The sequence below is a fragment of the Pseudomonas acericola (SeqCode) genome, assembly GCF_053456465.1.
In genome coordinates this window covers 1254962-1278189 of record NZ_JBRFJB010000001.1, presented here as the reverse complement: position 1 = coordinate 1278189, position 23228 = coordinate 1254962, and the positions used below count along the sequence as shown (strand labels likewise).

14 protein-coding genes are annotated in these 23228 nt (G+C 62.3%); 10 read left to right on the top strand and 4 right to left on the bottom strand.

From position 1 onward, the window contains the following. Positions 1-129 precede the first annotated feature (129 nt). The 7 genes from ACU688_RS05825 to ACU688_RS05795 all read left to right on the top strand — a co-directional run bounded on the left by ACU688_RS05825 (position 130) and on the right by ACU688_RS05795 (position 12065). Positions 130-2931, top strand: coding sequence for an ATP-binding protein (locus tag ACU688_RS05825; protein ID WP_448183995.1), 2802 nt, complete (start codon positions 130-132; stop codon positions 2929-2931). After that, positions 2918-4105: a response regulator cyclic di-GMP phosphodiesterase PvrR gene (pvrR, locus tag ACU688_RS05820; RefSeq protein ID WP_448183994.1), complete on the top strand. Its 1188-nt coding sequence runs from the start codon at positions 2918-2920 to the stop codon at positions 4103-4105. The genes ACU688_RS05825 and pvrR overlap by 14 nt, the downstream gene beginning before the upstream one ends. 68 nt (positions 4106-4173) lie before the next feature. Beyond that, positions 4174-7326: a hybrid sensor histidine kinase/response regulator gene (locus ACU688_RS05815; protein WP_448183993.1), complete on the top strand. Its 3153-nt coding sequence runs from the start codon at positions 4174-4176 to the stop codon at positions 7324-7326. Positions 7327-7347: 21 nt separating this feature from the next. Then, a complete protein-coding gene (locus ACU688_RS05810; RefSeq protein ID WP_448183992.1) occupies positions 7348-7995 on the top strand; it encodes a response regulator in 648 nt (215 codons plus the stop codon). Positions 7996-8093: 98 nt separating this feature from the next. Further along, a complete protein-coding gene (locus tag ACU688_RS05805) occupies positions 8094-8678 on the top strand; it encodes a fimbrial protein (RefSeq protein ID WP_448183991.1) in 585 nt (194 codons plus the stop codon). Positions 8679-8749: 71 nt separating this feature from the next. Beyond that, the gene (locus ACU688_RS05800) at positions 8750-9493 is read left to right on the top strand and encodes a fimbrial biogenesis chaperone (RefSeq protein ID WP_448183990.1); all 744 of its coding nucleotides are present in this window, start codon (positions 8750-8752) and stop codon (positions 9491-9493) included. A gap of 85 nt (positions 9494-9578) precedes the next feature. Continuing rightward, positions 9579-12065, top strand: a complete 2487-nt coding sequence (locus ACU688_RS05795) for a fimbria/pilus outer membrane usher protein (protein ID WP_448183989.1) — start codon at positions 9579-9581, stop codon at positions 12063-12065. 67 nt (positions 12066-12132) lie between these two features. Here ACU688_RS05795 and ACU688_RS05790 read toward each other — a convergent pair whose 3' ends face one another. The 3 genes from ACU688_RS05790 to ACU688_RS05780 all read right to left on the bottom strand — a co-directional run bounded on the left by ACU688_RS05790 (position 12133) and on the right by ACU688_RS05780 (position 18246). Continuing rightward, complete coding sequence (locus ACU688_RS05790; protein ID WP_448183988.1) at positions 12133-15804, bottom strand: translocation/assembly module TamB domain-containing protein; 3672 nt, start codon at positions 15802-15804, stop codon at positions 12133-12135. Further along, positions 15804-17531 (bottom strand): autotransporter assembly complex protein TamA, encoded by a 1728-nt coding sequence (locus tag ACU688_RS05785; protein ID WP_448183987.1) that lies wholly within the window; start codon positions 17529-17531, stop codon positions 15804-15806. The genes ACU688_RS05790 and ACU688_RS05785 overlap by 1 nt, the downstream gene beginning before the upstream one ends. A 64-nt stretch (positions 17532-17595) precedes the next feature. Beyond that, entirely contained in the window at positions 17596-18246 is a 651-nt protein-coding gene (locus ACU688_RS05780; RefSeq protein ID WP_448183986.1) for a GNAT family N-acetyltransferase, read from the bottom strand. Between the two features lie 170 nt (positions 18247-18416). Here ACU688_RS05780 and xthA point away from each other — a divergent pair, with 170 nt between their 5' ends. Further along, entirely contained in the window at positions 18417-19229 is an 813-nt protein-coding gene (gene xthA, locus ACU688_RS05775) for an exodeoxyribonuclease III (RefSeq protein ID WP_448183985.1), read from the top strand. A gap of 199 nt (positions 19230-19428) precedes the next feature. After that, positions 19429-20760, top strand: coding sequence for a substrate-binding domain-containing protein (locus ACU688_RS05770; RefSeq protein WP_448183984.1), 1332 nt, complete (start codon positions 19429-19431; stop codon positions 20758-20760). Positions 20761-20897: 137 nt separating this feature from the next. Here ACU688_RS05770 and ACU688_RS05765 read toward each other — a convergent pair whose 3' ends face one another. After that, a complete protein-coding gene (locus ACU688_RS05765) occupies positions 20898-22127 on the bottom strand; it encodes an acyl-CoA dehydrogenase (protein ID WP_448183983.1) in 1230 nt (409 codons plus the stop codon). Positions 22128-22279: 152 nt separating this feature from the next. Here ACU688_RS05765 and ACU688_RS05760 point away from each other — a divergent pair, with 152 nt between their 5' ends. Beyond that, on the top strand, positions 22280-23215 hold the full coding sequence (locus tag ACU688_RS05760; RefSeq protein ID WP_017737717.1) for a LysR family transcriptional regulator: 936 nt from the start codon (positions 22280-22282) through the stop codon (positions 23213-23215). The last annotated feature ends 13 nt before the right edge of the window (positions 23216-23228 follow it).

Genomic DNA, 23228 nt, shown 5'->3' with positions numbered 1-23228 from the left:
TGTGTGACTAGATGTTACTGCTTAGGCAGCGAATGTCAAATGGAATAATTAGCTTGCTTGGTAATTCGGCGGAACGGTTCTAAGGATCGTCTGATTTCTCCTACACTCCCCCGTCCCTACAGTGCCGGGATGCGATTAAAGAACGTCCTCCATCAAATCAGCCCGGTCCTTTCCACGCCCTATGCAGCACGCCGCCTCTTGCGCGTGTTTGCCCTGGTGTTGCTGGTGGGCATTCTCGGCGGCGTGTACAGCTTTTTGCTGTTCACCTTCAACAATGAAGTCTCCCAGCGGCGCAGCTACATGAGCAGCGCCATCGCCGAGGCGCATACGTTTTTCACCACCCGCGAGGCGTTGCTGGAGAGCCTCAGCCTGTCGGCCACACGCAAGGCCGAATTGAGCCTGCCGGTCTCCGATGAAGAAATTCGCCTGCTGCTGGGGCAAACGCCGGGCCGGCAATGGAGCATCTGGCTGACCCAGCGCATGCGCGATTATTTGCGGGCCAAGCAGCTCAACCTGCTCTATGTCAGCAGCGCCGCCCAGGTGTCGCGGCTGTACGACACCACCCCGGCGGCCGCCGACTTTCCCCCGGCGATGCTCGGTCAACTGCAAGCCCTCAAGCATCAGGACGCCTTGCGCGAACTGTGGCTGACCCACGCCAGCGACGGGCACTCACAGTTGTACATCTTCATTCGCCTGGACGAGCGCGACCCGGAGTCCGGCTGGCTCGGCCTGGAAATGGACGACCGCGAAGTTTCCAATGCCCTGAACGACCACAGCGCCGGTGAGTTCACCATGTTCAACGCCCAGGGCATGCCGCTGTTCACCAACAGCCACAAGCCCCCACCCGGGCAAAACCTGCCGCTGCTGCGTCAACAGGACTTCTTTGGCTTTGTCGGCAACGGCTGGCTGCCCGAGCAATTGGTGTTGCGCAAACAGCTGAAATCCTCGGACTGGCAGCTCACCTACTCCATCGACCTGCGCGCAGTGCTGTGGGCCTTGTGGCCGCAAATCAGCGGTGCGCTACTGTTCTGCCTGCTGAGCATCAGCCTGGTGTGCCTGCTGACCCGGCGCCTGGAGCACCGCTTTATCAAACCCGCGATCCACCGCATCCAGGCGCTGGTGGAAAGCGAGCTGTTCAGCCGCGACGTGATCCAGACTGCCCCCGTGGCCCTTTGCGTGCTGCGCCGCACCGACGGCCAGATCGTGCTGGAAAACACCCTGGCCCAACACTGGCTCGGCCACAGCAGCGAGCAACTGGGCGCCGGCTGGATCAATGGCGCCTTCGACCCCACCGCGCCGCGCCTCACGGACTACTTCGAGACCGCCGATGGCCGCCATCTGTACCTGAGTTGCGCGCCCACGCGCTACAAAGGGGAAGACGTGTTGCTCTGCGCCTTCAGCGACATCAGCGCGCGCACCCAGATCGAAGCCGCGCTGGAACAGGCGCGCCAGGCCGCCGATACCGCCAACGAAGCCAAGACCCTGTTCCTCGCAACCATGAGCCATGAAATCCGCACACCGCTCTACGGTGTGCTCGGCACCCTGGAACTGCTGGCCCGCACGCGCCTCGATGCGCAACAAAAGAGCTACCTACGCGCCATCGAAGGGTCCTCCGCGACCTTGCTGCAATTGATTTGCGATGTGCTGGACGTGTCCAAGATCGAAGCCGGGCAACTGGCCCTGGAATTGAGCGAATTCTCCGTACCTGCGTTGGTACTGGAAGCGGTGCAAGGCTACGCCGCCGCCGCGCACAGCAAGGATTTGCAACTGTACGCCTGCCTCGACCCGCACTTGCCGGAACGGCTGATCGGCGACGTCAGCCGCGTGCGGCAGATCCTCAACAACCTGCTGAGCAACGCGGTCAAGTTCACCGACTCCGGGCGCGTGGTGCTGCGGGTCAAGCTGCTCAGCCGCGAAGGCGAGCGGGTGTGCCTGCAATGGCAAGTCTCGGACACCGGCAAAGGCATTGCGCCGGCCGACCAGGCGCTGATTTTCGAGCCGTTCTACCAGACCGAGGGCAACACCAACGTGGTCGCGGGCACCGGCCTCGGCCTGCCGATCTGCCTGCGCCTGACCCACTTGATGAACGGCACCCTGCGCACGGTCAGCGAGCCCGGCCTGGGCAGCAGTTTTTCCCTGACCCTGCCGTTGGAGCAACCCTGCGCCAGCGCAACACCGGCGCACCTGGCCGCGTTGGCGACAGAAATCGTCTACGTGATCTCGCCGGTGCGCGAACTGGCCGAGAGCGCCTGTGGCTGGTTGCGCCGCTGGGGCGCACGCCCGCAGATCGGCGTGCCGTCCTGCCTGGCGTTGGCCGACAACGGCGTGCTCCTGGAACTGCATCCCGGCCCCATCGACGCATCCTTCAGCGCGCCCTGGCACGGGCCCCGCGTGATCGCCAGCGGCGAGGGTGCGTTTGCACCGCAGTTCACGGGCGGCGGCTGGAAGGTCAACCTCAATGACCTGCAAGCCATCCAACAAGCGGTTCACCAAGCCCAGGGTGGCCAGGTGGCCCTGCCGTCGGCGCCAGGCGATCTGCGCGACCTGCGTCCGTTACATCTGCACATCCTGGTGGCCGAAGACAACGTGATCAACCAACTGATCCTGCGTGACCAACTCGAAGAGCTGGGCTGCACCGTGGTCTTGACCAGCGATGGCGAAGAAGCCCTGGCGCGCTGGCACGACGGCGCCTTCGATATCGTGCTCACCGACGTCAACATGCCCAGGCTCAACGGCTACGAACTGGCCGAAGCCCTGCGCAACCTGGGCTGCACCACCCCAATTATCGGCGCCACTGCCAATGCCCTGCGCGGAGAAGACGCCCTGTGCCTGGCGGCAGGCATGAACCACTGCCTGGTCAAACCTTTTACGCTGCGAGCCCTGTTCAGTGCCTTGGCTCCCTACGAACGAGTCGTTTATGAAGCCCTGTAGCATCCTGATTGTTGAAGACCACCCCTTCCAACACCTGTATTTGCAGAACCTGTTCAACGAGCTGGGGGATTTTCACCTGGAGTGCGCCAAGGATGGCGAAGAAGCCTTGGCCTGCCTGAAAAAGCGCGACTATGACCTGGTGCTCACCGACCTGCTGATGCCGGGCATGGACGGCGTGCAATTTATCCAGGGCCTGGCCGCGCAACCCTCGCGACCGGCACTGGCTATCATGAGCGCCGCCTCCCGGCGCATGCTCATGGGCGCCAGCCTGGTGGCAAGCAACCTGCAAGTGAAGGTCATCGGGCTGATTTCAAAACCGGTGAATGCCGCCGCCCTGCGCTGCCTGATCGACCAATTGCAAGCGCTGCGCCAGACCACGCCGGCCGAAACCCAGCCCGGTATTGATCGCCAAAGCCTGCTGAATGCGCTGGAAAATGGTGAGCTGCAAGCCTGGTTCCAACCGAAGAAAGCCCTGAACAATGGCCGCATCGTCGCCGCCGAAGCGCTGGTGCGCTGGATTCACCCCGAGCATGGCACGCTGCTGCCCGGGGTGTTCTTGCCCGCGCTGATCGCCTTTAACCTCGAAGAACGCTTGCTCTGGCGGATACTGGAACAAGCCATCGCCGCCCAAGCCCTGTGGCGCCAAGAGGGCTATGACATCCCGGTCTCGGTCAACCTGCCCACCCACCTGCTCAACAGCCATGACCTGCCGGACCGCATCCTCGCCTTCGTCCACGCGCATCAAGGCCTGCCCGCACGGATCTGCTTCGAACTGATGGAATGCTCGGTGCCCGATGACATCAGTAACTTCTACGCCGGCGCCTGCCGGTTGCGCATCAAGGGTTTTGGCCTGTCCCAGGACGATTTTGGCAAGGGCTACAGTTCGTACATGAACCTGGTGTCGGCGCCGTTTACCGAATTGAAGATCGACCGCGCGCTGGTGCAGGGCTGTAATACCAACGAAGAACTGGCCCAGGCCCTGACCAGTATTGTCAGCCTGGGGCGCCAGCTAGGCCTGACCGTGGTGGCCGAAGGTGTGGAAACTGCGCAAGAACTTGCGCTGTTGCGTAAGATCGACTGCACTCAGGTCCAGGGTTTCCTGATCTCCCACGCCGTGTCTTCGGATCAGTTCCAGCAATTGCTGACCCATGACGGGCCGGCGAACGCGTATTGACCCGCAGCAGGCTGTTGACGTACGTCGCTTGCCACCGAGGTCATTGTGTCCAAAGGCTGTCCCTTCTAATGCCGCATCCCAACGCCTTCCTGGAAAAACTGGCGCGCAGTTCGTTGCGCCTGAACAAAGGCCTGATGGTGCTCGGCGCCATGGTGCTGCTGTTGCTGGGCATCAGTTACCTGGGGGTGCAGCGCGTGATCGAGGAACAGCGCGACACCTTCCAGTTTCACTTCGCGCGGCTGATGGAAAATATCCAGGAACAGGAAGTCTTCCTGCAAGACATCTCGCGGGAGAGCGTCAAGGACACACTCAACCCCTCGGCCATGCTGCCGCCCTATACCCAGAAGCCGCTGCCCGAGGCAGGGCCGAATATCTTTGAAGGACGCGGGCTGCCGTTCTCCCTGCCCTACAGCCTGAAGATCAACCCAGACAAGATCGCCGCCGACCAATACCCCAAGGTCTTCGCCCTCGGCACCTACCTTTCCGCCTACTACAGCGCGTTCTGGGCGGCGTCACACTACCAGTCACCCCAGGTGATCGTGCTCAATGGCCCGGACAACTACGACGTGACCGTGCCCGCCACCGGGCGCTTGCGCGGCGCGGCGCAGATCGCGATCGGCGCGCTGGTGGAGGCGATGGCTCCGCTGCACACGCGCCCGGACGGGCAAACCACGCCAGCGCACCAGGTCCGGTGGCAACCCTACGCGGATGACAGCGGCGCGCCGACCCTGCTGGCCTACGTCGATATCAACCTGGCTGCGACCGCGCTGGACATCGAGGGTGCCAATTCGCGGGTGGTCGTGGCTTCGCTGCTGAAACTGGCGCACGTCAACAATATCGAGCGGTTGATGCAGTGGACGACCTACGATGAGCTCACCTTGGTCACGCCCTCCGGCGCGGTCCTGACGGGCAGCCTCAAGCCTGGCCAGGTGCTGCATGATGGCGTCAATTTCACCCGTGACGGCCTGGTGTTCAAACTGATCGGCGCCGGCGCGCAGCACTGGACGGCGATCTATGTCATCAGTATGGCAAGCCTCCTCGACTACGCGCTGTGGCCCTTGCTGTGCCTGGTGGCCCTGGTGCTGGCGGCGCTGGGTTGCAGTCGCGTGCTCAATCGCTGGTACACCACCGAAGTGGTGCTACCCGCCCAGCACGCACACGCCAGCATCGCCGAGAGCGAAGCGTTCAGCCGCGCGGTCATCGACACCGCGCCCACCGGCCTATGCGTGATCCGCCGCGACGATCACCGCGTACTCCTGGCGAACCAACGCGCCCAACAGTGGCATGACACCCGCCAACTGATCGACTTGCTCCAGCAACAGCCGACCACCCAACCCGGCCAGGCGCACCTGGAGCTCGACGGCCGCCACCTGCACGTGGCCTTCGTGCCCACCCGTTACCAGGGCCAGGATGCCTGGCTGTGCGCGTTGCACGATGTGACCCGACATGTCGAAGACGCCGCCGCCCTGGAAGACGCACGCCACGCCGCCGACTCGGCGAACCAGGCCAAGAGCCGCTTCCTGGCGACCATGAGCCACGAAATCCGCACCCCGTTGTACGGCGTGCTGGGCACCCTGGAATTGCTCGGCCTCACCCCGCTCGCCCCGCGCCAGCAGGATTACCTGCACACCATCCAGCGCTCCTCGGCCACCCTGTTTCAACTGATCAGCGATGTGTTGGATGTGTCGAAAATCGAGGCCGGGCAGATGACCCTTGAACACCAAGACTTCTGCCCGCTGGCGCTGATCGAAGACAGCGTGCATACCTACAGCGCCTTTGCCCAAGCCAAGGGCCTGCAACTGTATGCCTGCATCGACCCGACGCTGCCCAACCGCCTGCGCGGCGATCCGCTGCGCATTCGCCAGATCCTCAACAACCTGCTGAGCAATGCGATCAAGTTCACCGATTACGGCCGCGTGGTGCTGCGCGTACGGGTGGTGGAACAGGTGGACGGCCAGGTGAACCTGCAGTGGCAAGTGAGTGACTCGGGCGTCGGTATTTCCCAGGAACAACAGCAACAACTGTTCGACCCGTTCTATCAGGTCCACGATGCCACCAGCCAGGCCGGCGCCGGGTTGGGCCTGGCGATCTGCAAATGGTTGTGCGACATGATGCACGGCCAGTTGAACCTGGTCAGCGAACCCGGGCTGGGCAGCAGCTTCACCCTGCAACTGGCGTTGGCAGTGGTCCCGGGCGATTTGGCTGACTGTCCCGTGTTCAGCGCGGGAGCACCTGCCGTCTACGTACGCGCCCCGATCGCCGAACTGGCGCAGCACGTCACGGGCTGGCTCAACCGCCTCGGCCTCGACAGCCGCCTCGTGACGGCGGAACCCGCGCCCGACGCGGCGTTGCTGGTGGACCTGCTGCCCGCCGCCAACAGCCCCGCCTGGCCCGGACCACGGCTCATCGCCGAACCCGGCGGGCCGAACCCCGCGCAACGCACGGGGGCAGATTGGGCCGTCGACGCCCATGACATCCGTGCAATGGCCTGGGCGATTGACCTGGCGCAGCAAGGCGCCAACCCCAGCCGCCCCGCGCCGTCGGCCAAGCGCCACGACCTGAACCTGCACGTGCTGGTGGCCGAAGACAACGCGATCAACGCGGCGATCATCCAGGAGCAACTGGAAGCCCTGGGCTGCGCGGTGACGCTGACCGCCAACGGTGAAGAGGCCCTGGCCCAATGGCTGCCGGAGCGGTTCGACCTGGTCCTCACCGACGTCAACATGCCCGTGATGAACGGCTACCAATTGACCGAAGCCCTGCGCCAGCAAGACACCACGCTGCCGATTATCGGCATCACCGCCAACGCCCTGCGCGAAGAAGGCGAGCGCTGCGCGGCCGTCGGCATGAACGCTTGGCTGGTCAAGCCACTGAACCTGGCCACCTTGCGTGCGCAGCTGGAGCAACATTGCCAGATCGAACTACCGGCGCCCGTCGAACTGCCGCAGCTGTCGCCAAATATGCGTGCGTTGTTTGTCAGCACGCTGCGCCAGGACGTCCACGCGACCCTGGCGGCAATGAACCTGAACGATGCCAACGCCGTGGCCCAGCACCTGCACAGCATGGCCGGCGCCCTCGGTGCGGTGCAAATGGGCGCCATGGCCACGGCGTTTGTCGCGTTGGAGTGCCGCTTGACCGGCATGGCCATCACCCCTGCCCTGGCCTTGGAAGTGCGGCAGAACCTCGCTCAGCTGAATGCTTTGCTGGATGCCCTCGAATAATTTCACTCTGGATAAACACCCATGGAAATCCTCAACGTTGTCATCGCAGACGATCACCCCATCGTGCTGGTCGGGGTCAGGGAGCTGGTCGAGCGCAACGAGCGCTTTCGCGTGGTCGGCGAGGCCGTGTGCTCCAGCGCCTTGATCAGCCTGCTGGAATCCACCCGCGTGGACCTGGTGATCACCGACTTCAATATGCCCGGCGACTCGCCCTACGGTGACGGCCTGAAACTGGTGGAGTACCTGACGCGGCACTTCCCCGACGTGCGGGTGCTGGTGCTGACCATGATCTCGAACCCGTTGATCCTCACGCGCCTGCAAGAACTCGGGGTGTTGGCAGTGATCCAGAAGCACCAGTTGCACGACGAGATCCAGGCGGCGCTCAAGGCGATTGCCCGGGGCAACCCGATTCGCAACAGCGGGCCGGCGCCCACGTCAGTGATCGAGTCTGGCGCGGACTTGAATGAACGCTTTACCCGCTTGTCGCCCAAGGAACATGAAATCCTGCGGTTATTCGTGGCCGGGCAAAGTGTCAACGAGATCGCCCGTAACTTGAACCGAAGTGCCAAGACCATCAGCACCCAGAAAGTGGCGGCGATGCGCAAGTTGGAAGTTAGCAGTGACCGGGATTTATTGGCTTATTGTATCGAGCGCAACTTGTTCAACTAGTTACTGTTTGGACCTTTTGACTTCTAAGGATCGTCTTATGTCCAACTAAGCAGTCGCGCTATATCGTGTTGTTTCAACTCCCTGTATGGAAAAACAACATGAAACAGCTCTCCCGGACCCTTATCGCCTTGTCGATCTTTGCCGCTGGCCACGCGTTCGCCGTCGAAGGTACACCGACCAAAGCCGGTAGCGGCACCATCAACTTCACCGGTTCCATCAACAACGATGCCTGCTCCGTGGAAGGCGTCGGCTTGAACAAAACCATCTCGGTCAACATGGGCGAAGTGTCGATCAAGAACATGGGCACCGCCACCGCACCGCAAGGCAGCGGCACCCTGAGCGCTGAGAACTTCGACATGAAGATCAGCTGCAACGCCGGCACCAAAGTGGCCATGCTCTTCGAACCGACCAAAGGCGCAGGCTCGGGCGTCGTTACTGGCACCAAGGTCTTGAAACTGATCGACGGCCTGGGCGCCGCCAAGAACGTCGGTATTGCCCTGCTCGACGCCAATGGCGTACTCATCGACCTGAGCACACCTGCCACCGCGAAGATCGAAAACACCCTGCAAGACAGCAACACCACGCTGAAATTCTCGGCTGCCTACGTCACCACCGCCGAAGCCAGCACCGCTGTCGCCGGCCGTGGCGACGCGACCCTGCCGTTCACCCTGCAATACGAATAAACCGCGCGAACCCCAGGCGCAGTGCAGGGCCTTGCGGCCCTGCACTTTCATCAAACAGCGCGGTAGTCATCATGTTTAAACGTCACTCACTGTCCCTTTGCATGGGCCTGTTGGGCTTGCTCGCGGCCAGCCAGGCCACGGCTGGCATTTCATTGAGCAGCACACGCCTCATCTTTGACGGCAGCCACAAGGAAGCCGGTATCACCGTGCGCAACAACGGCGAAGCGGTGCTGATCCAGTCATGGGTCGATACCGACAACACCCCGAACGCACCGTTTGCCGTCACCCCGCCCCTGGCGCGGGTCAATGGCCTGGAGCAACAACTGTTGCGGGTCATCTACGAAGGCGCTGGCATGCCCGCCGACCGCGAATCGGTGGTGTGGCTCAACGTGCAGGAAATCCCCCAGGCGTCGAAACTGCAGAACACCTTGCAGCTTGCCGTGCGCCAGCGCATCAAAGTGTTCTTCCGCCCTGCGGGCATGAAGAACGAGGCCTACCTGGCGCCGACCGAGCTGACGTGGAGCTTGGCCGAACGGGCTGGCAAGCCGGTGCTGGTGGTGACCAACCCGGGCCTGTATCACGTATCGATTGCTGAAATCACCCTGCAAGCCGGCGGCGTCAAAGAACATCCTTTTGATTCGCTGATGATCGCCCCCGGCGAACAAAAAGAGTTCAACCTCAAACAACTTAGTCGAGACACTGCGCCACACTTAGTGTTCAGCAGTATCAATGACTACGGCGCACAAGACCGTTATGCCGCACAACTTTCAAACAGCACCGATATCCGCGCCAGTTTGAGTAAAGAATCACCATAATACGTTTGCCGTTCTGGCAAACGCACTTTCACTGTATTTCTCTTCGCTCCGTTAGTTCGTATCGGAGGTGATATAGGGTTCCTGCATGTTTTTAATCAAGCGCAATGGATGGTCGCCGCTGCTGGTTGCCCTGGGTTTCAGTACAGCGTGCCAGGCCGAAGGCGATGAACAGTTCAATACTTCCTTTCTGCAAGGCGCGGCCTCCTCGGTCGATCTGCAATCCTTGCTCGCCACCAGCAACGTACTACCCGGTAATTACCGGGTGGACTTGTATGGCAACGAAACCCTGGTGGGCCGCCGCGACATCGACTTCCGCCGCAACCCCGGCAACGGCAGGATCGAGGCCTGCCTGACCCTGGACATGGTGCAACAGCTAGGCGTCGATATCGCCAAGCTACAGGCCAGCGGCAAACCCGTCGGTGATGACCCAAACGCCTGTCTCGACCTGCCCACGCTGATCCCTGGCGCCAGCGTGCGCTACGACGTGCCGCGCCTGCGCCTGTTGGTGAGTGTGCCGCAGAGCGCCATGGAGCGCGGCCGCCGTGGTTACGTGGACCCGGCGCTGTGGGATGAGGGCGTGTCGGCGGCGTTCATCAACTACCAGTTGAGCAGCAACCGCAACAGCACCGAGGGGCAAAACACCCTGTCCAACAACCTCGGCCTGCGCAACGGCATCAACCTGGGCGGCTGGCGCTTGCGCAACGAGTCGAACTTCAACAGCAGCACCGACCGCCCGAGCACGTTCAAGAGCAACCGCAGCTACGTGCAACACGACGTGACCGCGTTGAAGGGCCAGTTCAGCGCCGGGGATATTTTCTCCGATGCCGACCTGTTCGACAGCGTGCGTTATCGCGGCGTCAAGCTGGGCTCCGACGATGGCATGCGCGCCGACAGCGAACGCGGCTATGCGCCGATCATCCGCGGGATCGCGCAAACCAGCGCCACCGTGGAGATCCGCCAGAACCACTACATCCTCTACACCGCCAACGTGCCGCCCGGCCCGTTCGAGATCAGCGACATCTACCCCAGCGGTTCCAACGGCGACCTGGAAATCACCGTGATCGAAGCCGATGGCAGCCGCCGGGTCACGGTGCAGGCGTTTTCCAGCCTGCCGATCATGGTGCGCGAAGGCCAACTCAACTACAGCCTGTCGGCGGGCCAATACAACAGCAACAGCGACGGGCAACAGTCGCCGCAGTTTGTCAGCGGCACCCTGGGCTATGGCATCAGCAGCAACTTGTCCGGCATCGTCGGCGTGCAAGCCAGCGAGGACTTCCAGGCGATGTCCGTGGGTGTCGGGCGCAACACGCCGATCGGCGCCGTGTCGCTGGACATGACCCACTCCGCCAGCCGCACCTTCGGCCAGGCGGTCACGGGCAACAGCCTGCGCGCGTTGTATGCGAAGACCTTTACCGGTACCGATACCAGCTTCACCCTCGCGGCTTATCGTTACTCCACCGAGGGCTATCGCACCCTCACCGAGCACGTCGAGGAACTGAGCAGCGACGGCCAACGGCGCACCGGCAACTCGAAAACCCGCACCGACCTCACCGTCAACCAGAGCCTTGGCCGCAACCAGCAATTGGGCAGCGTCTATGTGAATGCCAGCGACCAGCGCTACTGGAGCCGTGGCGGTTCGCAAAGCCTGTCGGCGGGCTACAGCAACTATTGGGGCCAGGTGAGCTACAACGTTGGCGCCACCTACACCAAGGATGTGGGCAACGCCGGGCCGTCGAACAATGACACCCTGGTCAACCTGTCGCTGTCGTTCCCGCTCGGCTCGACCCCGCGCGCACCGAGGGCGTTTGTCTCCTCCAGCACACAGAAAAACAATGACACCACCCAAGTGGGCGTCAACGGCTACATGACCGATGACAGCGACACCTATTACTCGCTGCAAGGCGGCAACAGCAGCACCGGTGGCAGCAACGGCTCGGCCAACCTCAGCACGCGCACTTCGGTGATGGATGTCAGTGCCAGTTACAGCCAGGGCCGTGGCTACAACTCGCAGAGCCTGAATGTCGCCGGCTCGGTAGTCGGCCACGCTGGTGGGATCAACCTCGGGCAAACCGTGGGCGAGACCTTTGCGCTGGCGCAAGTCGAAGGCGTGAGCGGGGTGAAGATCGGCAGTTTTTCCGGGGCCGAGACCGGCAGCAATGGCTATGCCGTGGTGGCCAATGCGCAACCCTATCGGGTCAACTGGATCAGCCTCGACACCCGCGACCTGGGCGCCGACATCGAGATCGACAACGCCACCCAACAAGTGGTGCCGCGACGCGGTGCCGTGGTGTTGGCGCGTTATGTCAGCAAAACCGGGCGCCGTGTGCAGTTCGCACTGTTTGATGCGCAGCACAAGCCGATTCCGTTTGGCGCTTCGCTGGAAGACAGTGCCGGCAAGCAGCTGGCGATTTCCGATCCCAATGGCAAGGCGCTGGCCTTGGTTGAGCAGGATGCAGGTACGTTGGTGATCAAGTGGGGTGAGCAGCAGTGCCAGGCATCGTATGCGTTGGGGGAACGCAACAAGAAGTTGAACTATGAGCGGGTGGACTTGCGGTGCGCCCCGCAACCCTGAACACACCACTGAACAAACTGTGGGAGCTGGCAAGCCAGCTCCCACATTTTTTCTTACTGCATAAGGCTTAGAAGTCGCGTTTGTAGAAGATATCCAGGGAGCTGGCCACGCCACTCGCCACTTCCAGATACACCTTCTTGCTCAACAAATACCGCAGCGCAATCGTGCTCGCCGGTTCAAACACCCCCACCCCGTAACGCAGGCTGAGCTTCTCGGTGATCTTGCCGCTGGCCACTACCGCTGTGGTCGTGCCGCTGCCTTGGGTGTCGAGCTCAAAGTCCTGGATACCCAGGTTCTTCGCCAGGTCCGAGGTGACCCCGGCGCTGCCCATCAAGCCCAGGCCCAGTGCGGCTTGGGCGAGCATATTGTTGTCTTCGCCGGTGGTAGTCAGCGGACGCCCCAGCACCAGGTAGGACAGCGCCTGCTCCTGGCTCATGGCCGGTTCGGAGAAGATTTGCGTGGTGGGTTGCTCGGCGCTGCCGCTCAGTCGGATACCGGCGATGATGTCGTCGGTCTTGCGGATCGCTTCGATGTCCAGGTACGGCTGGTCCAGGGGCCCGGCGAACAACAGGCGCGCGCGGCGCACGTCGAGCTTCTGGCCGTAGGCACGGTAGCGGCCGTCGTTGAGCCATAGCTCGCCACGGGTGTCGAGGTTGTCGCCGATATGCACATGGCCCTGCACCTTGGCGGTGAGGCCAAAGCCCGAGAAGTTGAGCTTGTCCTCGCCCACCACCACATCGATGTCCATCGCCATGGCCATCGCCGGTTTGCCTTCTTCGGTCTGGCTGCCGACGATCACCGTGTCATCGGAAACCTTCACGGTGGACGGCGGCAGCTCACGCACGGTGATGTCGCCACGCGGGATCTGCACCTTGCCGGCGATGGCCAGTTTGTCGTCCTTGAGGCTGATCTTCAGATCGGGCGCCACTTCCAGCACCGCATAGGGTTCCACCGTGACCGGCAGTTGCGCGCCTTGCAGGCTGAGGTCCACCGCCAGGGCGCGGCCCCAGTCGATCTGGCCCTTGAGGCTGCCCTGCCCGGCCTTGCCGCTGCGCCAACCACCATTGAGCTGCACGCTCTCGCCGGCAATCAGCGCCTGCACATTGAGGCCTTCCAGGCTGATGGGCAGTTCAGGCCCGGAGACCTCGCCGCCCACCAGGTTGATGTTGCCGTTGACCTGAGGCGCCAGCAGGCCACCGGTGATACGCCCGTTGCCGTTGAGCTTGCCGCTGAGGGTTTCCACCATCGGCACAAACGGCCGCGCCACGGCGAGGTCAAGGCCGACCAGGCTGAAATTGCCAGTCATCGGTTTGTTCTTCGGCAGCGGATTGATCTGCGCCTGCACCATCAGCTCGCCGAGTTTGCCGCCACGGAAGTTCAACTGGGTATCGATGCGCTTGGGGTTGAGGGTGGTTTCCAGCTTCAAGGTGTCGTAGGGGAAGTCCAGCCACTGGTCCTTGTCCTTGACGCGCAAGGTGCCACCGCTGGCGTCCACCGCGACCACGCCTTTGGGGCCGCTGTTGGGCAGGTCCAGTTGCAGGTCGGCGTTGAGCTTGCCTTGCCACGCGAAGTCCTTGGGCAGAAACGCCGCCAGGCTGTCGATGGGGAATTGCTTGAGGTGATAACGCAGCTTCGGCTCAGGCATCAGGCGCTGGTCTTCACCGCATAGGCTGGCAGGGCCGGACACCCAGCAGTGCGCGGAGAAGGTCAGCTTGCCGTCGGCCATGTAGTCGATTTTCGCCGGGGCTTGCAGCTTCCAGTCCTGGCCACCGGCTTGCACATCACCGCTGGCGAGGCGCCCGCGCCAGTTGCCTTTGTCGAGGTTGCCGTCCAATGCCAAGGCCAGCTTGACCAGCGGGCCGGCCAGGTCCAGTTGCACCTTCTGGTTCTTGATGTCGCCCTGGGCGCTGGCGGTCAGGGTGCCGACCTGGGTGTCACCGGCTTGAATGCCGCTGCCCTTGAGGTCGATCTTTGCGCGCTGGGCGCTGTCCAGCGTGGCATCGAGGTTCAGGCTTTGCAGGCGATTGTCGGCAAACGCCAGTTGCTGGCCCTTGAGGCCGAGCTTGCCTTGCGGCGCCTTGAGGCTGCCGGCGACGTCGAGGCGGCCGTTGATTTGCCCGCGCAGCTGCGGCCACAACTGGGCCAGGCGCGCTAGCTTGATGTCGATCTGCCCGGCCAGGCGTTGCTGCAGGCTGCCACTACCGTTGATGCGGTTGTCGCCGAGGCGGATGTCGAGGTTGGCCAGGGTCCATTGTTCGCCGGCACCTTCGGCCTTGGCCGCGAGCACGGCGGGTTGCCCACGCAGGCGGCCCTTGAGGTCGAGGTCGGCGTTCAGCTTGAGTTGCTCGTTCTTGAATTCGCCCTTGCTGCGCAGCGGCCCGGCGAGGGTGCCGGGCAGTTCCGCGACCCAGTACGCCGGGTTCAGCGCCGACAGGTCCAGCGCGGTGTCCCAGGCGATACCATCGGCGAACTGCACGTTCAGGTGACCTTCGGCCTTGCCTTGGCCGGCGGTGAGCTTCAGCTCGGGCAGGAAGATTTGCTTGAGGTCGCCACTGAACGGCGTGACCACATTGAACTTGCCGGCCGGGCCGTCAAGGTCGGCCTTGAGGTTGCCCAGGTAGTTGCCGTCTTTGTATGAAATCTCACCATTGAAGGTACGCAGCGTGACTTGCGGCTCGTCGATCAGCGGGTACAGACGGTGCCAGGGAAAGTCCAGCCAATCGATCTTGGCGTCGGCACTGAAACCTTGCTGCCAATCCAGTTGGGCGCTGAGCTTGAGGCTTTGCTTATCGCCGGCCGTGAGGTCCAGGCCAGCGATCTGCGCGCCCTTGGCGTCGACCCGGCCTTGCAGCAGCAGGTCCACCGGGCCTTTTTCCGCAGGCAGCACGGCCTTGCCCAGCAGTTGGTAGCCGCTTTTCAGGTCGCCTTTGGCCGTGAGGTCCAGTTGATTGAGTTGCAGGGTGTCGGGCAGGTCGGCGCTGGCTTTGAAGCCATCGGCGGTGATGTGCACCTGGGCCGGAAGGTTGTCCGCCAAGGGTTGCAGCTCGCCGCTGAGCTTGGCCGGCAGGTAGCCGCTGCTGTCGGCGTCGAGCTTGAGGGTCTTGAGCAGGTCGCCATCGATCTTCAACGCGACCGTCCACGGCGCGCCGCCTGGCGCGTAAGGCAGGCTCAGGTTACCGGTGGCGCTCAGTGGCCAGTCGCCAGTGGGTTGCAGCAGGCCCGCCAGGTCCAGGACCAGATCGTCGCGTTGCAGGTGCACTGAGTCGATCTGCATGCCGGCGGCTGTCCAGTGCGCGGCGAGTTGCAGGCCCTTGAGTTCTTCGCTGCCGTTGAACAAGAGGCTACCGACGCGAACGTCGCCCAGCTGGATCGCCACGGGCAGTTTCAACTCGGGCAATTGGATCGGCCCGCTGCTTTCCTCGGTGCTGGGTGGAAATTGCAGGCTGACTTGCTCTACATCCAGTTGATTGACGCACAAGGTCATGCGCAACAGGCACGCGGGCGACCAATCCAATGTCGGCGCCTTGAGCTCGACGCGGCTGCTGTCCTGTTGCCACAGAAGGTGATCGGCACTCCAGCGTCCACCCAAATGCCCCTGGAAATTCTCCACGCTCAAGCTCGGCACACGGCCCAAGGCCCAGCGGCTGCCCGCCTGGGTGCCGAGTACTGCCCACAGTGCCAGCAACAGCACGGCGAGGATCGCCACCACGGCCAGCCCCGCTATTTTCACACCACGCATCACAACTCAGGCCCCATGGAAAAGTGCAATCGAACGCCGCCCGGATCTTCGAGGGCATGCGCCAGGTCGAGGCGGATCGGCCCCACCGGCGAAACCCAGCGGATACCGACACCCACGCCGGTCTTCAAGCTGGGCATTTCCAGGGTGTTGAACGAGTTGCCCTGGTCGATAAACGTTGCGATCCGCCATTTCTCGGCGATGGAATATTGATACTCGGCACTGACGGCCACCATGTAGCGGCCACCAATGCGGTCGCCCCGGTCGTTCTCCGGCGACAGGGTCTGGTACTCGTAGCCACGCACGCTCTGGTCGCCACCGGCAAAGAAGCGCAGCGACGGCGGCACCGATTTGTAGCCATTGGTGGCGCTGCCGCCCACTTGGGCGCGGGCGAGGAAGCGATGGTTGTCCCACAAAGTGGTCAGGCCTTTGACCATGGCCGTGCCGTAAAGCAGGTTGGTGTCGGAGCCCAGGCCCTCTTTGGCCACCTTGGAATCAAATTGCAGGCGGTAGCCGTTATGCGGGTCGATGCGGTTGTCGCTGCGCAGGTAGGAATAACTGATCCCCGGCATCACCAGGTTACTCAAGCCGGAGTCATTGCCCAGGCGATATTCTTCGCGCTGGTATTTGAGCGAGATCACCCGGGTCCAGCCGCTGGGCAACTTGCTGTGCCATTCGGGGCCGAGGGTGAGCAATTTACTCAGGGTGTCGGTGTTGGCCAGTTCTTCGTTCTGGTAACCGCCGGCGAAGCGCAATTTGTCGGTGAGCGGTGGGTCCAGTGGTACGTCGTACCACAGGCCGACGTTCTGGCGCGGCGCCGACAGTTCGGCTTCCCAGCCATAACTGTGGCCCTGGGGGTTGACCCAGTGCCGGGTCCAGTTGGCCTTGCCGCGCGGGCCGACGTCGGTCGAGTACCCCAGGCCCAGGCCCATGGTGCGCGGCTTGCGGGTTTGCAGTTGCACGGCGACCGGGATCACATCGTTGGTGGAGGCAGCGGGCGCGGCGTCCACGCGCACGCCTTCGAAAAAGCCGCTGGCTTGCAGGTTCTGGTTGAGTTCGGCGATCAGTTCGGAGTCGTAGGGCGCGCCACTTTTGAACGGCACCATGCGTTGCAGCAGTTCGTCATCAAATGGCGTATCGCCCTTGAAGTTGACTTGGCCCAAGGTGTAGCGCGGGCCGCTGTCGTAGATCAGTTCGATATCGGCCACGCCCGCCTGCGGGTCCACCGCGAGTTTCTGGCTGGTAAAGCGCCCGCTGAAAAAGCCGTAGCGCGAGGCCTGGTTCTGGATCAGACGCTTGGCGTCTTCGTAATGGCCGTGGTTGAGCACGGCGCCGGATTTGAGGTCGTCGCTGGTGGGCACGCGAAACGCCTTGAGGTTGGCGGCCTGGCCGTCCACCCGAATGGTCACGTTGCGCAAATGCACCGGCTCGCCGGGGTCGATGGTGAGGATCAGGCGCGGGTTCTTGCCGCCCTTTACGTCACTGTCGATCTGTGGCTGATAGAAGCCCAGAGCCTGGGCCGCTTTACGCGCCTGCTCCTCGGCGCCACGGCTGAACCGCAGCAACGCTTCTTCATCACGATCGCCCACCCCGCCGATATAGCCTTCGATGTTGGCTTTCAACGCGTCGTTTGAGGGTTTGATCCGCACGTCCAATTCGCTTTGCGCCAAGGCGCCGCAGCTTGTGAACAGCAGAATCAAGCCGCTGGTAAATCTTCCTGGATACTTCATAGGCGGGGATGCTACACGAGCCGGGGAGCTTCTTTGAACTCGGATTTATCTGAATAATTCTGGATTAAGGCGTTGCAGCATGTAACCGCTGCGGATTGGCGTGGAAAAACACATGCTCCAGGATCGGTCCTACGGCGACTTCACCGATCTCCTCGTAGCCCTGGCGTTTATAGAATTCCAGATAGCGAGAATTCCCCGTGTCCAACACCACGCCGGACGAATGCGGGTCTTCGGCACACCAGTTGTGCACCGCCTCCAACAGTTGCTCGCCGTAGTGCTTGCCCTGGAACTGCGGGTGAATACCCAGCAGCGGCAGCATGTGCACCGCCTCACCGGGCAGGCACGCCAGCACCGCGTGATGGTAGTCCAGATAACGCCGGGTACCGCGTACGCCGGTGCTCAGCCACATGCGCAGTTGCCAGGCCCAGCTCTCGGTAATCCCCAGGCGGCGTTGCGGCGGCGCAATCAGGGCGATGCCGATCAAGCGGTCGTTGACGAACAGGCCGATGGCGGGAAGCTTCTGGAAGAAATGCTGCTTGACCAGTTCACGCACAGTGGCGCGCACACGCTGTTCATAACCTGAGCGTTCGGCCTCGAAGATGTAGGCGAACGTCGGCTCATGCCGATAGGCCTGGTACAACAGGGAGCGGGCCTCGCGGGAATAGCCGCTGTTGAGCAGGCGGATTTCGGCGGGGGCAGTGGACGTGTCCGGCATACAGTTGATCTCCCTGGGCGCCACTGAAAAGGATGGCGTTCTTATGGGTACGAACCTACGCGACTCCAGTCGTTCCCAGACATTAGCAGTGCAAGTGCCCTACCGCCACGCTGGCCCCCGTCCGACTTGTCGGCTAGCATCGCCCTTTTGCCAAGACTGGACTGCCGACCATGAAAATCGTCTCCTTCAATATCAACGGGCTGCGCGCCCGCCCTCATCAGCTGGCGGCACTGATCGAGAAGCACCAACCGGACGTGATCGGCCTGCAAGAAACCAAGGTCCACGACGACCAGTTCCCCCTGGCCGAAGTGCAGGCCCTTGGCTATCACGTTTATTACCACGGCCAAAAAGGCCACTACGGTGTCGCCCTGCTCTCGCGCCAACCGGCGTTGAGCCTGCACAAAGGCTTCGCCAGCGATGAAGAAGACGCCCAGCGTCGCTTTATCTGGGGCACGTTCGCCGACGAAAACGGCAACCCGATCACCATCATGAACGGCTATTTCCCACAAGGTGAAAGCCGCGACCATCCGACCAAGTTCCCGGCGAAGAAGCGCTTCTACGAAGACCTGCAGCACTTGCTGGAAAGCCAGTTCAGCAATGACCAGCCGTTGGTGGTGATGGGCGACATCAACATCTCCCCGGAAGACATCGACATCGGCATCGGCCCCGATAACGCCAAGCGCTGGTTGAAAACCGGCAAGTGCAGCTTCCTGCCGGAAGAGCGCGAGTGGATGGCACGCCTGAAGAACTGGGGCCTGGTGGACAGCTTCCGCCATCTGAACCCGGACGTGGCCGACCGTTTCAGCTGGTTTGATTACCGCAGCCGGGGTTTTGAAGATGAGCCCAAGCGTGGGCTGCGGATTGACGTGATCCTGGCGTCCAATGGCTTGCTGCCACGGGTCAAGGATGCGGGGGTGGACTACGAGTTGCGTGGGTTGGAAAAACCTTCGGACCATGCGCCGATCTGGCTTGAGCTGAGCTGATCTCAGGTTGTACTCAATCAAAAATGTGGGAGCGGGCTTGCCCGCGATTGCGGTGGGCCAGTCACTGGATACTTGGCTGACACACCGCTATCGCAGGCAAGCCAGCTCCCACATTTTGCTCTGTTGTGTGCCAGTCATATTGTTGAAACCTTACTGACTTATTCTCGCGGCACTCCCTTTGGCTTAAGAAGGTGCCGGCATGAGGCTGCGCGTTCTGTTCCTGCTGGTCCTGTTTCCACTGTCCGCCTTTGCTGCCTCCCTGCCCGTTCCCGATCAAGGCCCCGCCCTGCGCATCCAGGGTTCCAACACCATTGGCGCGGCGCTCGGGCCTGCGCTGGTCAAGGGGCTGCTGGAGCATCAAGGTTTGCAGGCGGTGCACAGCGAACCGGCGCAAGGCGCCAACGAACAGCGCGTGGTCGGCAAGACGCGCCAGGGCAAGATCGTCACCGTCGAAGTCGCCGCCCATGGCTCCAGCACCGGCTTTACCGCGCTGAAAAAGTCCTCTGCCGATCTGGCAGCGTCCTCCCGCCCGATCAAAGACAGCGAACTGGTAGACCTCGAACCCCTCGGTGACTTGAAAAGCCCCGAGGCCGAGCAAGTGATCGCCATCGACGGCTTGGCCATCATCCTCAACCCGCAAAACCCGTTGACCACCCTGAATACCGAGCAACTGGCGCAGATCTTCAATGGCGAGATCAGCACCTGGGAAGCCTTGGGCGGTATCGGCGGGGACATTCATTTATATGCGCGCGATGACCAGTCCGGCACCTACGACACCTTCAAGGAACTGGTGCTGCGCCTGCGCGGCAAACCGCTTGCGGCCACGGCCAAGCGCTTTGAATCCAGTGAGCAATTGTCGGACGCGGTCAGCCAGGACCCGCAAGGCATTGGTTTTATCGGCCTGCCCTATGTGCGCCAAGCCAAGGCGGTGGGGATTGTCGACGGTGATTCGCAGCCGATGTTGCCGTTGAACAGCTTGATTGCCACCGAGGACTATCCGCTGTCGCGGCGTTTGTTTTTCTACCTGCCGCCGTCCGCCCACAATCCGTGGGCCAAGGCGCTGGTGGACTTTACCCAGAGCAGCAAGGGCCAGGCGATTGTCGCGGCCAGCGGGTTTATCGCGCAGCAGGTGCAGGCGATCGCCGTGGAGCCACGTTCGTCGATGCCCGAGGACTATCAAGCCATCGCTCGTGAGGCTCAGCGCTTGACCGTAAATTTTCGCTTCGAAGAAGGCAGCGCCAGCCTCGACAACAAGGCTCGTCAGGATCTGCAACGGGTGGTGGCGTATCTGAAAGGCCACGACAAGCTCGACCGGCAGGTCACGCTGGTGGGATTTGGCGATGCCAAGGATGACCCGCAGCGGGCGGCGTTGTTGTCGAAGTTGCGTGGGATGGCGGTGCGGCGCGAGTTGGTCAAAAGCGGTGTGGTGCTGAGGGATATTCGCGGGTTTGGCGCGCAGATGCCGGTGGCGGCGAATACGGCGGATGAGGGTAGGATCAAGAATCGGCGGGTGGAGGTTTGGGTGTACTGAACCCTGGTTTTGTGTTGTTAACACTGGCCTCATCGCGGGCAAGCCCGCTCCCACATTTTGACCGCATTCTCATGTTGAAAATCGGTCAAGTGTGGGAGCGGGCTTGCTCGCGAATGCAGGCGACTCGGTCCTACTACTTACTGCCCGCTACGCATCAACTCCCGCGGCACATACTTGCCAATCTCAAACTTGCCAATCGCCGCCCGGTGCACTTCATCCGGGCCATCGGCCAGGCGCAGGGTGCGTTGCATGGCGTACATGTAGGCCAGCGGGAAGTCGTTGGACACCCCGGCGCCGCCGTGGATCTGGATCGCACGGTCGATCACCTTCAACGCCACGTTCGGCGCCACGACCTTGATCTGGGCGATTTCGCTTTTCGCCACTTTGTTGCCCACGGTGTCCATCATGTACGCCGCTTTCAGGGTCAGCAGGCGCGCCATGTCGATCTCCATGCGCGAGTCGGCGATCTTGTCGATATTGCCGCCCAGGCGCGCCAGCGGCTTGCCGAACGCGGTACGGCTGACAGACCGTTTGCACATCAGCTCCAGCGCACGCTCGGCCATGCCGATGGAGCGCATGCAGTGGTGGATGCGGCCTGGGCCAAGGCGGCCTTGGGCGATTTCGAAGCCGCGGCCTTCGCCGAGCAGGACGTTTTCGTACGGCACACGTACGTTGTCGAAGAACACTTCGGCGTGGCCGTGGGGCGCGTCGTCGTAGCCGAATACCGGTAGCGGACGCACGATTTTCACACCCGGGGTATCCACCGGCACCAGGATCATCGAGTGCTGCTGGTGGCGCGGTGCGTCAGGATTACTCAGGCCCATGAAGATCAGGATCTTGCAGCGCGGGTCGCAGGCGCCGGAGGTCCACCATTTTTTACCGTTGATCACCCATTCGTCGCCCTGACGCTCGGCGCGGGCGGCCATGTTGGTGGCGTCGGAGGACGCAACGTCCGGTTCGGTCATGGCGAACGCGGAGCGGATCTCACCGCGCAGCAGCGGCTCAAGCCAGCGCTGTTTTTGCTCTTCGTTGGCGTAGCGCACCAGCACTTCCATATTGCCGGTGTCGGGGGCGGAGCAGTTGAACGGCTCCGGGCCGAGCAACGAGCGGCCCATGATTTCGGCCAATGGCGCGTATTCGAGGTTGGTCAGGCCGGCACCCAGCTCGGATTCCGGCAGGAACAGGTTCCACAGGCCTTCGGCTTTAGCCTTGGCCTTCAGCTCTTCCATGATCGCGGTGGGCTGCCAGCGGTCACCTTCGTTGACCTGGCGTTCGAACACCGGCTCGGCCGGGTAGACGTATGTGTCCATAAACGCGGTGACGCGTTCACGCAGTTCCTGAACCTTGGGCGAATAGGCGAAATCCATGAGCAGCTCCCTTCTCTGAGAGGTTGTTTAGGTCATGCAATCGATGCTAGAACAGCGTTGATAATTTACCTAGCCTATTCTCGGCGTGTATTAACATTCATCACCGATATATGATCGGCCTATCGGCATCTAACAATAAGAGCGCAATGCACATGAATCTGAGCAAGGTCGACCTCAACCTGTTTATCGTCTTCGACGCCATCTACACCGAAGCCAACCTGACCCGCGCCGGGCAGATTGTCGGCATCACCCAGCCGGCGGTGTCCAACGCACTGGCGCGGCTGCGCGAAACCTTCAACGACCCGCTGTTCGTGCGCACCGCCCAAGGCATGGTGCCCACGCCGATGGCGCAGAACATCATCGGCCCGGTGCGCAATGCGCTGTCGTTGCTGCGGGTGTCGGTGCAGGAAAGCCGCATCTTCAACCCACAGCAGGCGGCGAAGACCTACCGCATCAGCATGACCGACCTCACTGAAGCGGTGATATTGCCGGCGTTGTTCCAGCGCCTGCGCCGCCTGGCGCCGACGGTGGTGATCGAGAGTTTCCTGTCCAAGCGCCGTGAAACCACCAAGGAACTCGCCGCCGGGCGCCTGGACTTTGCCGTGGATGCGCCGCTCAACACCGACCCGCAGGTGCGCCACGTCAAGCTGATGGAAGACCGCTACGTGTGCGCCATGCGCAAGGGCCATCCGCTGGCGGGCAAGGACAAACTGACGCTGGACGATTACCTCGGGCTGACCCACATTCATATCTCCAGCCGCCGCAACGGCTTGGGCCATGTGGACCTGGCCCTGGGCAAGATGGGCCTGCAACGCAAGATCGCCCTGCGCTCGCAGCACTACCTGATGGCCTCGCAAGTGTTGCAGCAGACCGACATGGTGATGACCGTGCCCGAACGCTTTGCCCGCCGCCATGAACTGCACTGGTTCAACCTGCCGGTCAACGACGTGCCGCCGGTGGAAACCCACTTGTACTGGCACGAAAGCACCGACCAGGACCCGGCGAATCGGTGGATGCGTGAGCAGATGATCGAGTTGTGCCAGCAGGTCACGGCGCATGAGAAGAAACTGGATGGCAAGCAAGCTTGACGTTAACGTCAAC